Raw genomic sequence first — 12,732 nt, 5'->3', positions numbered from 1 at the left:
CCTATTATTTTTGTCCGATATCTTCAGAAGCTTAGCTGAACCTTCATGGATCGGCTGCGATCTCCCGCAACCTCGAAGGCGTGTATCGCCTCTTCCAGTCCAAAAACACCGGTCAGCAGCGGCGCCAGATCCACCCGTTTCTGGTTGATGAGATCGACGGCGAGACCGAATTCTTCATGGAAGCGGAAGGTGCCGCGCATCTCAATCTCCTTGGCCACCACCATGTTCTGCGGGATCGAAACGTCGCCGCCGAGGCCGAGCTGAACCAGGATGCCGCGCGGCTTGAGCACCTCCAGCCCCGAGCGGACCGCCCGTTCGTTGCCGGACGCCTCGAACTGGACATCGAAATAGCCCTTGTTGGCGGAATACGCGCCGAGCTGATCGGGGGCTTCAGCGACATTGATTACCCGGTCGGCGCCGAGCCCAAGCGCTTTCTGGAGAACCGCGGCCATGACGTCGGTCGCAACGATCTCCCGCGCACCGTGCAGACGCGCCGCCACGATCGCCAAGGCGCCGATCGGGCCGCATCCCGTCACCAGCACCCGCTTGCCGAGCAGCGATCCGGCGCGGTTGACCGCGTGCAGGACGACTGCGAACGGCTCCGCAAAAGCCGCCTCGTTGATCGAGACGCCGTCGGCGACCCTGTGGCATTGCCAGGCTTCCGCGACGAGGCGCTGGCGAAACGCACCCTGGATATGCGGCATCGGCATCGCGCTGCCGTAGAAGCGCATGCCGAGGCAATGGTTCTGCTGGCCCTTCAGGCAATAGTCGCAGGCGTTACAGGGCCGGCTCGGCGACACTGCGACGCGGTCGCCGATCGCAAGCCCCGATACCGACGCCCCCAGGGCCTTGATGGTCCCGGCCACTTCGTGACCGAGGATCATCGGCTCGCGCACCCGCACCGTGCCGAAGCCACCATGGTTGAAATAATGCAGATCCGATCCGCAGATGCCGCCGGCCTCGACGGCGATCTCGACCTGTCCCGCGCCGGCGGCCTCTGGTTCGCGTTCCTCGACCCGCAGATCGCGGGCGGCATGGATGACGACGGCTTTCATGGTGGAACTCCCGCAGCACGAACCTTACAGACTGGTGGTGATCCCGCCATCGACATAGAGCGTGTGCCCGTTGACAAAGGACGACGCCTTGCCGGACAGGAACACGGCGGCGCCGACCAACTCCTCGACATTGCCCCAGCGTCCGGCAGGGGTTCGCTTTTCGAGCCAGCCCGAGAATTCCGGATTGTCCACCAGCGCCTGGTTGAGCGGGGTCTTGAAGTAACCCGGCGCGAGCGCGTTGATCTGCAGGCCGTATTTGGCCCAGTCCGTGCACATGCCGCGGGTCAGGTTCTTGATCGCCCCCTTGGTTGCGGTGTAGGGCGCAATGCCCGGGCGCGCGAGCTCGCTCTGCACCGAGGCGATGTTGATGATCTTGCCCCGGCCGCGCGGGATCATGTGACGGGCGACGGCCTGGCCGACATAGAACGCGCTCGAAATATTGGTGGCGAGCAATTGCTCCCATCTCTCGACGGGAAAGTCTTCCAGCGGCGAGCGGAACTGCATGCCGGCGTTATTGATCAGGATATCGATCGGCCCGGTATTCTGCTCGATCGCCCCGACGCCATCCTTGGCGGCCTGCGCGTTCGTGACGTCGAAGCCGGCCACCGATACCTTGTGTCCGGCGGACTTGAGTTTCGCCGCGGCCGCCTCCAGCTTGCCGGCGTCGCGGCCGTTGAGGACGATCTCGGCGCCGTGTTCGGCAAGGCCCTGCGCCAGCGCGAAGCCGATGCCCTGCGACGAGCCGGTAATGAGCGCCCGTTGGCCGGTCAGTTGGAAAAGTTCAAATGCCATGTAACGACCCCTGCTGGCGTCGGGGGCAACAGCTTACCGCCCGAGCGGCTCCTTGATACCGCTCAATCCGGGCCGCAGGAAGGGCGGAATGGATGTAGATTATCGACAACCCGCCTGGACCGTGTCGCGGCTCATGATGCGCGTTGGCGCCTGGGGTGAACGCCGCTCGGCTATCTCACGGCTGCACCGAGCCACCCCGGCACCGGTCGCCCCTCACTCGACAGGTAACGCGCCAGCGCGGTGACAACCGGCATCACCGCGGGCCGCGAGGTCAAGCGCTCGCGCCACGCAAGCAACCTCGGTGTCTCCTGCCCCAGCACCGCTCCCATGCGTTCGCCGAACAAGGCAGCCATGTAGAAGGCAATGTCAGCGAAGCAATAATCGCCGGCGAGCCATTCGCGATCAGCCAGAATCGCATCCATCTCCAGGTAATAGCGTGACGCACGTTCACGTGCTGCGACCGCGGCCGGGTCGTCGGGCCTGTCCTGCAGTCCCATCAACTTAACGACGTGTGGGAAGTAGATTTCATCGGACTTCATCTCGAGCAGGCGTGCGGCGGCCCGCGCCGCCGGCTTGCGGGGCCACAGCGGCGGCGCCGGTTGCACGTCCTCCAGATACTCGAAGATTTGTGTCGAGTCGAAAATCTCCACGTCACCGTCGATCAGCACCGGCACCTGCCGCTTCGGATTGACCCGCAGCACCTCGGGATGTTTCGGCTCGTAGCCGCGGTCGCGATCGTACGGCACCATGACCAGCTGGAAATCGATTGCCTTCTCGATCAGGGCGATCTGGACCTTGGCACCAAACATGCTAAGCGCTGCGGAATAGAGGATCATCATTTCCAACTTCTTGTTATTCCGGGTTTGCGACCGGGTAGGATGAACGCTTGCGCCATGGTCCAATGCATCACAGTTTGATGTCAATGCAAAACCGCAGGAGACCCGTGAAGTGACCGAAGCCTGGCCGGATACGCGCGACAATCACGCCATGCGTCCTTGCGGGCGATTGCCGATTCTCGATCAATTCGAGAATTGCGAACTCGCCAAAATCGATGCGTCGGAATGGTACGTGCCGAACGCAGACGAGCGTCGCCTGCTGACGCAGGCCGGAGATCGGCTTGGCGTCTATCTGATGGCCTATCGCGTCCGGCAAGTAGCGGAGACGGGTCGCGGTCTTTGCAATCGGATCGTCGCAGCGCGTCTGGATCCTGCCGCCCTTGATGCGATCCTTGAAATCGAGAGCGCATTTCCCGATGTGGCGATCGTCGCCTACGAACGTCCGCTGCGCCGACGCGAATGAGCGTTGCCGGCAATGGCGTTCGGGAATTCTTCTCTCCCTGCTTTCTTGAGAAGCCGTCGGCGCCACCGCAGATTGGCGCATTTCCATCGCCGATTTACGCTCCCATTTTGAAGACGTGAGAGCTCTTTTCCCATAAGGATCTGCTTAGCGAATACAGACACGCCGCGTAAAGCAGAGCGCCTCCTCCTTCGGACAATGTCAGAACGGTAATTCCGAGATCGCATTGCACCACAAGAGCAGCGACCGCCAGCAAGCCCGCAATAAAAGCATACGACTCCAGGCCAACTGTTCGAACCAGCGCATACGCCAGGACGAAATTCGATACCGCCGTGAGTGCGGCATTGAGCCCCTTCAACACAAGAAGGCTAGCCAGCTATGCGTGCCGCGGCTCAGACCCGCAAGTTTTGCGCTTCGCAGGCCTCGCTTGCGAATTGCTGGTGGCGGGTGAAAACCGGAATAAGGACATAGCAATCATCCGCCCCCATCGGAGCCTGGCCGGCCGCACGCGAGCGAACAAGGCGTGCGCCCCCTGTTACATGGCGAGCATCGCCTGCCTGCGACCATTTTCGTAGGTAAGGCCATGCGCCGTCCAGAGCTCTATCGGCTGATACGCTGCCAACGGATACAGAATTCCATAGGCAGAATTCCCCTACCCATCCGAGGTACCCATCATTGCCAGTTGTCCAGTCAGTGGGGAGGTGGGTGTAATCTTTGCCACTGGCGATTGCAGTGGCGTGGTGTAGCGGCGGCGGCAACAGCGGTCACATTCTTGTGGTCACGGGAGGCTCGTGTGACGCATTTGCTCCTGGAGAACGCGACCCCGGCTCGCGTGATCTGGCCCGAGGGAGCCTCGTCCGTCCGCGACGGCGCAGAGCCCGAGTTCCAATGCACGCTGGGCCAGGTCATCGGTCGGACTGCCAGCCGGTTACCAGACCAGCCTGCGATCGTCTCCACCAGGCTTGCGCCGCTGACGTACCGCGATCTTCAGCGCCAGTTGGACGGTATCCGACGGCAGCTTCGCTTGGCCGGGTTCGATTGCAATGCCCGGATCGGGGTACTCATGCCGAACGGCGCGGAGGCGATTCTCGCCATCGTGGCAGTGGCCTGCTGCAGCATCGCGGTTCCTCTCGATCCGCGACTGTCCGAGGCGGAATTCGATCAACGTCTCGACATGCTGCACCTGGACGCTCTTCTCGCGCCGCAAGGCAGGGCCTTTGAAGCGCGTCACGCGGCCAAGCGGAGAAGGATTACCGTGATCGAAGCCGCTCCGATCGGACACGGTCAGCTTGGTCTAAATATCGCCGTGCAGGCCTCCGACTCCCCTGCGATCGACGCTGAGCCTGATCCGGGCTCACCTGCCTTCATCCTGCAGACGTCGGGCACGACCGCGCAGCCAAAGCTCATTCCGTTCAGTCATAGCAATATGCTGGCGGCGGCCGCACGGCTTCAGGCCTGGTTCGGCCTTACGCCTGAGGACCGCTGCCTGAGCGTGTCGTCCCCTCATTACTCTCATGGGCTCAAAGTAACGGTCTTCACACCACTGCTGACGGGCGGCAGCATTGCTGTGCCGGCGAACTTTGCCATCGTGGCGCTCGATGAATGGCTCGATGCCCTGCGGCCGACCTGGTACTCAGCGGGTCCCACGCTCCACACGGCCGTGCTCGACAAGGCAAAAAGCCTTGAGGATGCGCAGGCGGCGCACACGCTGCGGCTCGTTGTATCGGGCGGCGCGCCGCTTCCGAACGAGGTGCAGAACGACCTGCAGCGCATTTTGGGCGTGCCGGTGCTGGAACATTATGGCTCCAGCGAAGCCGCGCAAATCGCCACCAACCAGCCGCCGCCTGGTCCAAACAGGCCAGGGACTTGCGGACAACCCTGGCCTGATACCGTGGCCATTGTTGGTGAGGATGGACATCCCTTACCAGCCGGCGAGCGGGGCGAGGTCTGGGTTCGTGGCCCCACCGTGATATCTGGTTATCTCAATGCGCCGGAACTCAATCAAGCTGCGTTCAAAGAGGGTTGGTTTCGCACGGGCGATATTGGCAGCCTCGACCAAGACGGCTTCCTGTCGCTGCACGGGCGCCTGAGCGAACTGATCAACCGCGGCGGTGAGAAGATCGCCCCCGCTGAGGTCGAATCCGCGCTACTGCGCCATCCCGCCATAGCCGAGGCCGCTGCTTTCGCAATCCCCCATCCACGCCTCGGCGAGGACGTCGCAGCCGCCATCGTTCCCCATCCTGGTGCGCAGGCGACACCTGCGGAGCTTCGCCAGTTCCTGCAACGCGCGTTGGCCTCGTTCAAGATTCCGCGGCGCATTCTGATCCTCGACCAACTGCCAAAGGGGGCGACGGGAAAGGTTCAGCGGCGACGGCTGCGCGAGTCGTTCGACGGGCTGTTGGGTGATCAGGGCGCGATGCCCTTGCCTGCTGTGAACAAAGGGCCATTGGATCTGGAAGCTGAACTGCTGACCCTGTGGCGGAGGCTGCTCAAGTCCGAGGCCGTGACGATCGACGATGACTTTTTCGCCAGCGGTGGTGACTCCCTTCTGGCGATGGAAATGCTCATCGAACTCGAGCGGCTCATCGGCCAGCGCGTACCGGAAACGATTCTGTACGGGGCAGAAACGATCCGCCAACTTGCCCCAAGAATCGCCATGCAGACAGGCACCCCGACGACGCCGTTCTTCCAGTTCGGTGCCAGTGGCGATCGGCCTCCACTGTTCTTCTTCAATGGGAACCTCGTTACCGGCCACTCGGGTATGCGGCGGATAGTCGAGCTTTTCGGGCCCGATTACCCGATCATTTCCATCGATCCCCATGGTCTTCGTGGGGAGCGGATTCCGCCGTCGATCGAGCAGATGGCCGCCGACCGCCTGCCGCTTATTCTGGAGAGGCAGAGCAGCGGTCCTTTCCTCTTGGGCGGCAAATGCAACGGCGCCATGGTGGCGTTTGAAACAGCCCGCCTGCTGATCGCAGCCGGCCACAAGGTTGATTTGGTTGCGATGGTCGACCCGCCGACCGTCAGCTCCCGTCCGGTGCCGCGGGCGATCATCAGGCTGATGAAGCCCCTGCTCCCGCTTTACCTTCTGGGCCGGGCATTTGAAAAAATGGCGGAGCTGGAGCGTTACGCCAAGGCGTCGACGAGCGCGCCGATTGCGACCGCCGAGCTCGAGATTCCGCCGGCGTTGTGGCACGCTTATTCATCCGCAATGGCGCAATATCTTCCGGCACCGCTTGAGGTCCCCGTGACTTTTTACGCAGCCGAACACGACGGCCGGGCGTGGCGGCATCTCAGTTCTCAACTCGACGTCGTCGAGGTGCCATGGGGACATCATGGCTGCCTGACTGTCGGCGCTGAACATCTGGTTGATCATCTGCGGGGAAGAATTGATGTTCTGGTTGACGGCGCGCGCTCTGCCGTTGAACCGCACAGGTCGCCTATCGGCTCTCACGGGGCGCAAATCGGTGGCCCCGTACTGGGCATCGAAACCTAAGGATCGGACCAGGGCGGCAGCGACGCAAGTTGCGCCGCGCCGGCGCCTTGCGACGTTCAGCCAACTGGTCCGGGGATCCAATAGTCGCCGGAAAGCGGCCTGACGCTTACGCCATGAATTACCCCGAGCTGCAGGCTTGGATCGAAATGGCGCATCGTCCGCTCATTGAGGTCAATGATGCGGCCAGGCGTTAGTGGCCCTACGTCATTTATCTTGACGATGACCTTCTTGCCTACAGCCTCAACGAGGGCATATTTCGGCCTCGCGCCATATCGGACCCCACCAAATTTCTGGCGCAGGCTCGTCTTGATGGCAGCCGCCCATACAGTGGGCTCATAGCGCTCGCCGGAGGCTGTGTTCGGGCCGCCCTCCCGCCATCCGGGCCGGAACGGATTGTACGTGGATGCTGCGCCAACGATCGCATCCCCCGAAGCGGCATTGACGACGGCGCTTGAATGAACTGCAGCCATTTCACTTCGAGCAACGGTAACAGAAATGGCAAGCAGCACTACGACACCGCAAATTGCGGCGCCCGAGCGAAACAACATCATAACTCCTCGATTGATTTTCTGGATCGTTCGGTTCCCGATCCCGCAGAAAATGGTCAAGCGAACGCGGATGCGTTGACGAGCTTGCGCCGATTTTTGCGGATTCGTGCCGACACTGGCGACGGAACCGTTGTGGGAACCAGTGTGGTCCTTCCACAGGTGTCTTTCCCACCGACTAAGAAAGAAATTGCGTCATCAGCATGACTGAATAGAGGCACTTGGTGAGTGTGTGAGCGGGCGCGCGCATCTGGCCGATGTCGGCTCGGGTCACCAGCAGACGTTCCAGCTGATCTATGAGCAAGCCTGCTTCGGCTTCACCAGCGGACATGAGAGGCGACGGCGACACCTGATCAGGTAAGCGTCTTATCCGGATGTGAGTAAGCGAGGTTTGCCTCTGTCCATTGAGAAGCGGTCGAAGACGGATTGAGAGGCGTCAAATATCGGGGAATTCTTCGGCCAGATTCCACTGCCGTCCCACCGCTCAGCGAGATCGAAATTTGCCTCCGCTGACAGTCTCCTCAAAACGGGCGTTTCCGCAGTTAGCTGGGTGGAGCACTCCTGTGGTCCTTGGCAGCCCCTCGCGTGCCAACGCCTGCCTTGCATCGTGGGCGGGCAAGGCAATTATCAGCCGCAGGGGTGTCACTTCCAGAAGGGTACAGGTTGCTGCAAACTGCATGTGTAATCCGCGATTCGTAGATGTCTTGAGGACCCATGAACGAGACCTTGATATCCGCCTGCACGATGTTTCTCATTCCAGCAACGCTCTTGTTTGGCGCTTTGGGTGTCGCGAACTCGTCCTTTCTCAAGATGCTGGTCTGCTTGCTTGGCATCGCCACGACAGGGTTATGGCTTTACCGGATATGGTGGTGGACAAACCTGTCTTTGATTGATCGCAGAACGGCGCTTGGTCTCGCGGGCATGTTTGCGTGCGCATGGCTGGTGACATTCCTGGTGCAGTTTAAGAATGTGTTCTCGTCGCGCTGACTGGCTCGTTCTGTGAGGCGCATCGGCTGACAGCAGCTTGGCTCACAACGTCGTCGGCGAGGGCGGTGTAACCGTTTCGGTCGACAGCATCCGTTATCGCGCATCGATCCGCGCCACCGCTGCCTTGCCGAATTGCGGCTCGTTACTGGTGCCCGGCAAGGATTTGCGCGGCAGCGCCGATGCCTTGCCGGAAGGCCTCGTCGAACGTGACAGCCGCAAGCTGCCATTGCTGCGACCTGCCCTGCCAATCGAGCTGCCAGTTCGAGTTCCACCGCAGCTCCTGATCGTCCCAGACGAGGCGGGCGATCAGCACAACCTCTCCGCCCCGCCCGGCCACGGCTTCGGCGATTTTCGCGGGCGCAATGCCCGCAAGCGGAAGCTCATTGGCGCCGACGCCGGCCAGCGCTGCAGCATCAGGCAGCACGATGGGCATTCCCCGCTTGGCCGCAGCCGCCAGGAGGGCGGCCCGCTGTAGATCCGTCTCTTTCGAGTCGCCTGCAACCACGTATCGTCGCGCGCCCGGCTGCATCTCCACGAAGGCGCCAAGCACCGGGCGGTGGGCAAGCCATGGCTTGACGCCCAGCTTGGCCAGCATGCCGTTGATGGCCGCCTCGTCGAACTCGGCCGTCAGAATGAAGGAGCGGTCGCGGGTGCCCTGCTCGTCGTTCTTCGGCTTGCCGCCCTTTTCATCGCGGTAGGAAAAGTCCCGAACCAATTTCGCAGCATCGGCCTTGTATGGGTCGAGACGCGGGTCGCCCGCGAGCCGCAGCATGCCGCTTACCTTGATGAGGACGTCTTCCAGGCACGATGCGAAGCCGAGGATACGGTTTGCCTCGCCCTGCCCCGTCACGATGGTCTGCGCGCGATAGAGTTCTGCCGGTGGAATGGCGTTTGCCGCGTCGGCGAGCCCCGGTTGCCGTGACGTGGGTTCGGCGGCGACGGTGGGGAGCGCAAGCAGCACTACCGCCGCGATTGCCGCCAGAAAGCAGGGAATGGAGCGTGTCGTCGCTGGATGGGTCCTCAAGGCCGAAAGCCCTCACCTGATGCTGGCTGGCGACGCAGTGCCGATCGCACCCGTCTCCAGGCAAATTCCCTGGGAAACGGAAGATATTGGAGGCCAGCGAGGACATGAGAGTAGCCCAGTAGCTGGTTGCACTGCAGCCGCCTTTGGGCCAATTCCCCCTTCAGTTCACAAGGAAATATTTCCCGGTAACAGCGAACTTTTCGGAAGAAACAGCGAAAAACAAAGCCGGCCAATGGGTCTTCGAATGTGCCGCGCTCGGTCGTACCGAAGAACCCGAATCTGTTCCGGGCCTCGGAGAGCGCAGCGAATGAGGGGCCTTATTCCCTGACCGCCCTGATCGTGAGGTAGCCGGCCCTTGATCTAGATCAAGGGCGGCCTCCGCGATGTTAGAGAGCGTCTTAAACCAGCAGCCAAGCGCTTGTGGCAAAGCACCGGTTGTACAGCAGGACGAACAAATGGCGGTTCTCGGCAGGATAAGCCACACCACCACTTACCGGTATGCCAAGCCTGTTACCTTCGGTACGCACCGGGCAATGTTCTTGCCAAGGCGCGGCGCATCGGCGCGTCTCGTCAGTTGGTCCGCGACAAGCAGCGTTCCTGCGAAAATGCACTGGACCACCGATGCCCGCTCCAACACGGTCACGGTGATGGAGTTCAGTGAACCCGCCAGTGAGCTGACGATCGTTTTTGAGGCTCGCGGAGTATATTACGGCGTAAAAGGGATCGAGGCGTTTCCGCTCGAATCCCGGGCCGATGAAGTTCCGCTGCAATACACTCCCGACGAATGGACCGATCTGGCCGGTTATCTGCGCCCTCATGCCGAGGATCCGGACGCAACCCTGGCCGCGTGGACCAAGAGCTTCGTTGCCGGCGACCAGGATCGAACCACCGATGTCTTGCACCGAATGCTGCACATTTTTCGCGACACGTTCACCTATCGTCCGAGGGACGCCGAAGGAACCCAGTCGCCTGGTGAAACCCTGCGCACCAGATCCGGCACTTGCCGCGACTATGCCTGGCTCATGATCGAGGCATTGCGCCGGCTCGGGTTCGCGTCCCGCTTTGTGACCGGTTACCTTTACGATGCGGCGCTGGATGGCGGCGCAGTCGGTGTGACCGGGTCCGGCGCAACCCACGCCTGGCTGCAGGTCTTTCTCCCAGGTGCCGGCTGGCTGGACTACGATCCGACCAACCAGATCAGTGCCGGTTTTGATTTGATTCCGGTGGCGGTGGCCCGACATCCGGCGCAAGCAATCCCGCTGGAAGGCTCCTGGTTTGGTGAAGCGAACGACTACCTGGGCATGACGGTCAACGTCGCCGTGCAAAAGATCGGGAACGCGCCCGATCTGTCGGCACGATAGAAGCAATTCCAGCACAGCGTCGCACGAACCAACAAAATGCCGGCAAGCGGCCTTCCGTGGAATGCGCCGCCTTCTACACTCCGGCTTCCGAGAGTATCACCGCCGGGAACGCGATGATTCCGCAGCCATGCGACTCGAAGGAACCAAACGGCTGCGGCTTGCTGATGGCGAAACCCTGGACGTAGTCGACGCCAATCTCACGAAGCGCCTCAAGCAGGGATGGGGTTGCAACGAACTCCGCAATCGTTGCGATCCCCATGACTTTCCCGATCTTATCAATCATCTCGACCATGGCGCGATCGACGGGACTGGTCAGCATGTCTCTTATGAATGCGCCGTCGATCTTGAGGTAGTCGACCGGCAGGTTCTTCAGGTAGGCAAATGACGACATGCCGCTTCCAAAATCGTCCAGCGCAAAGCGGCAACCCGAGCTTCGCAACGCCGAAATAAAGCGCCGTGCGCTGTCCAGATTCGAGATGGCGCTGGTTTCCGTTATCTCGAAGCAAACGACGTTGCCCGGAATACTGTGGGCATCCAGTTCGCGTCGAACAAATCCAACGAAGCTGTCATCGCCAAACGTCTGGCCACTGAGGTTGATGCTGCACTGAGAAATCGGCATCGAGCGCCGTCTCGTCAACTGATCCGCCAGCTGGCTGAAGGCGCTCCGGACAACCCAGCGGTCGATGAGGGGCATCAAGCCATATCGCTCCGCTGGCGGAATAAACTCTGCCGGCGCAATGATGCTCCCCGATCTATCCTTGAGGCGCAACAGCAACTCCAGGTGTCGGCCGCCTTTGCCTCCGTCACGCACCGGAACGATTTCCTGTTCGTAAAGACAGAAGCGATGGTTTTCCAACGCTTCCTGAATGCGATGAACCCACTTCATTTCATCCACCCGCTGTTGCAGCTCGGTGTCTCCGCTGTGGAAGACCTGTACGCGATTTTTGCCTTTTTCCTTCGCGCCATAGCAGGCGATGTCCGCCTGACGTAACGCTACCTCTGTCGAAACACCGGGTTCGTCGATACACGCGCTGCCAATGCTGGCCGTCACGCCAAATGACCGCCCCTCCCAACTAAAGCTGAAGGTCTCGATGGCCACGCGCAGATTTTCGGCGATCTCTGCGGCACGTGCTGGTTGGCAGTGAGGGAGCAAAAGACCAAATTCGTCGCCGCCCAATCGGGCAAGCACGTCGTCCGGACGAACCTGCTGCTTTAGAATATCCGACAGCTCGCGCAACAGCTGATCGCCGGCGAGATGACCACATGTGTCATTCATGATTTTGAACTGGTCCAGATCGAGGAAGATGAGCGCGTGCGCCACGTCGCCGCTCCTGAACCCATCGAGACGCTCCTTGAGCCGCGCCTCGAACTCTCGCCTGTTCGCCAGGTTTGTCAGCGGATCATGGGACGCTTGCCAGGCGAGCCGCCGCTTTTCTGCGTACAAGGCCGCCTCAAACACCTGACGCTGCAGTACCAGACGTCGCGTATGCCAGATGATCAGCAAGACCAGAAGGGTTGCCGTCGCCAGATTCACGAACGTCAGCATGAACTTCACGGCTCGCGACCCGGCGCCAAGAACGTCCGAGAAAGCATTGGCCCGAACAGTAAGCTCGCTGTTGAGTTCGTAAAGTCGTGACGAGAGAAACTGAAGCCGGGAACTGTCCGTCGGCCGACCTTCGTTCATTTCGGAATGAATGGACTCTCCAAAGATAGCCAGCTCCAGCAGCATGGAGTCGGTCGCGGCCCACTGCTGTATCGCACTTTTCAAATACGTTATTTGACCGAAATGCCGAAACAGCCAGATCATGCCGGCGATGTCGTCTGGATGATTTCCGCCTTGCAAGAATCCAGCCCTGGCGATCTCAAGGTCTGGCTGGTCCTGCTCGAGTGCCCGTCGCGCCACCTGATCGCCAAGCGGAACAGCCAGCGCAGCACGATACTCATCAAAAAGAGATTGCCGGCCCGAATGCAGATAAAGATGCAGGAAGTACACCGCGTTTTTCTGCGACCTCGACCAGCTTGCTTCGCCCGCGACGTACGCTCTGACCGCCGACAGAATATCGAGACTGAGCCCGGCAACGAACGCCTGGAGCAGAACGACCGCCACGAATGGCGAAACCAGCCTCAAGAGGCGGTAACGGAAGTACTGTTTGAGCCAGTTCATCGGAAACCAGGA

Annotated in this window: 10 protein-coding genes; 4 read left to right on the top strand and 6 right to left on the bottom strand. The window is 61.1% G+C overall.

Features of this window, described 5'->3' with window-relative positions; translation table 11 throughout:
* Positions 1 to 23: 23 nt before the first annotated feature.
* The 3 genes from ABIE49_RS32100 to ABIE49_RS32090 all read right to left on the bottom strand — a co-directional run bounded on the left by ABIE49_RS32100 (position 24) and on the right by ABIE49_RS32090 (position 2,686).
* On the bottom strand, positions 24 to 1,055 hold the full coding sequence (locus tag ABIE49_RS32100) for an L-idonate 5-dehydrogenase (RefSeq protein WP_192734973.1): 1,032 nt from the start codon (positions 1,053 to 1,055) through the stop codon (positions 24 to 26).
* 24 nt (positions 1,056 to 1,079) lie between these two features.
* Positions 1,080 to 1,847, bottom strand: a complete 768-nt coding sequence (locus ABIE49_RS32095) for an SDR family oxidoreductase (RefSeq protein WP_192734974.1) — start codon at positions 1,845 to 1,847, stop codon at positions 1,080 to 1,082.
* Positions 1,848 to 2,017: 170 nt separating this feature from the next.
* Positions 2,018 to 2,686: a glutathione S-transferase family protein gene (locus ABIE49_RS32090; RefSeq protein ID WP_192734975.1), complete on the bottom strand. Its 669-nt coding sequence runs from the start codon at positions 2,684 to 2,686 to the stop codon at positions 2,018 to 2,020.
* A gap of 109 nt (positions 2,687 to 2,795) precedes the next feature.
* Here ABIE49_RS32090 and ABIE49_RS32085 point away from each other — a divergent pair, with 109 nt between their 5' ends.
* Together ABIE49_RS32085 and ABIE49_RS32080 are read left to right on the top strand one after the other, a co-directional pair.
* Positions 2,796 to 3,146, top strand: coding sequence for a hypothetical protein (locus tag ABIE49_RS32085; protein ID WP_192734976.1), 351 nt, complete (start codon positions 2,796 to 2,798; stop codon positions 3,144 to 3,146).
* 790 nt (positions 3,147 to 3,936) lie between these two features.
* Complete coding sequence (locus ABIE49_RS32080; protein WP_354067104.1) at positions 3,937 to 6,639, top strand: AMP-binding protein; 2,703 nt, start codon at positions 3,937 to 3,939, stop codon at positions 6,637 to 6,639.
* Between the two features lie 56 nt (positions 6,640 to 6,695).
* Here ABIE49_RS32080 and ABIE49_RS32075 read toward each other — a convergent pair whose 3' ends face one another.
* Positions 6,696 to 7,190, bottom strand: a complete 495-nt coding sequence (locus tag ABIE49_RS32075; protein WP_192735231.1) for an RlpA-like double-psi beta-barrel domain-containing protein — start codon at positions 7,188 to 7,190, stop codon at positions 6,696 to 6,698.
* A gap of 708 nt (positions 7,191 to 7,898) precedes the next feature.
* On the opposite strand from ABIE49_RS32075, the gene ABIE49_RS32070 reads away from it, so the two are divergent.
* Positions 7,899 to 8,171: a hypothetical protein gene (locus tag ABIE49_RS32070; protein ID WP_192734978.1), complete on the top strand. Its 273-nt coding sequence runs from the start codon at positions 7,899 to 7,901 to the stop codon at positions 8,169 to 8,171.
* A 142-nt stretch (positions 8,172 to 8,313) separates the two neighbouring features.
* On the opposite strand, the gene ABIE49_RS32065 is transcribed toward ABIE49_RS32070, so the two are convergent.
* Positions 8,314 to 9,132 (bottom strand): DUF2066 domain-containing protein, encoded by an 819-nt coding sequence (locus ABIE49_RS32065; RefSeq protein WP_192734979.1) that lies wholly within the window; start codon positions 9,130 to 9,132, stop codon positions 8,314 to 8,316.
* A 518-nt stretch (positions 9,133 to 9,650) separates the two neighbouring features.
* Here ABIE49_RS32065 and ABIE49_RS32060 point away from each other — a divergent pair.
* Positions 9,651 to 10,556: a transglutaminase family protein gene (locus tag ABIE49_RS32060; protein ID WP_192734980.1), complete on the top strand. Its 906-nt coding sequence runs from the start codon at positions 9,651 to 9,653 to the stop codon at positions 10,554 to 10,556.
* A gap of 73 nt (positions 10,557 to 10,629) precedes the next feature.
* Here the strand turns inward: ABIE49_RS32060 and ABIE49_RS32055 are convergent, their stop codons facing one another.
* A complete protein-coding gene (locus ABIE49_RS32055) occupies positions 10,630 to 12,720 on the bottom strand; it encodes a putative bifunctional diguanylate cyclase/phosphodiesterase (protein ID WP_192734981.1) in 2,091 nt (696 codons plus the stop codon).
* Positions 12,721 to 12,732: the final 12 nt, after the last annotated feature.

Origin of the sequence: Bradyrhizobium sp. OAE829 (assembly GCF_040546575.1) — a bacterium.
Lineage (GTDB): Bacteria > Pseudomonadota > Alphaproteobacteria > Rhizobiales > Xanthobacteraceae > Bradyrhizobium.
This window is presented reverse-complemented; position numbering and strand designations above follow the sequence as displayed.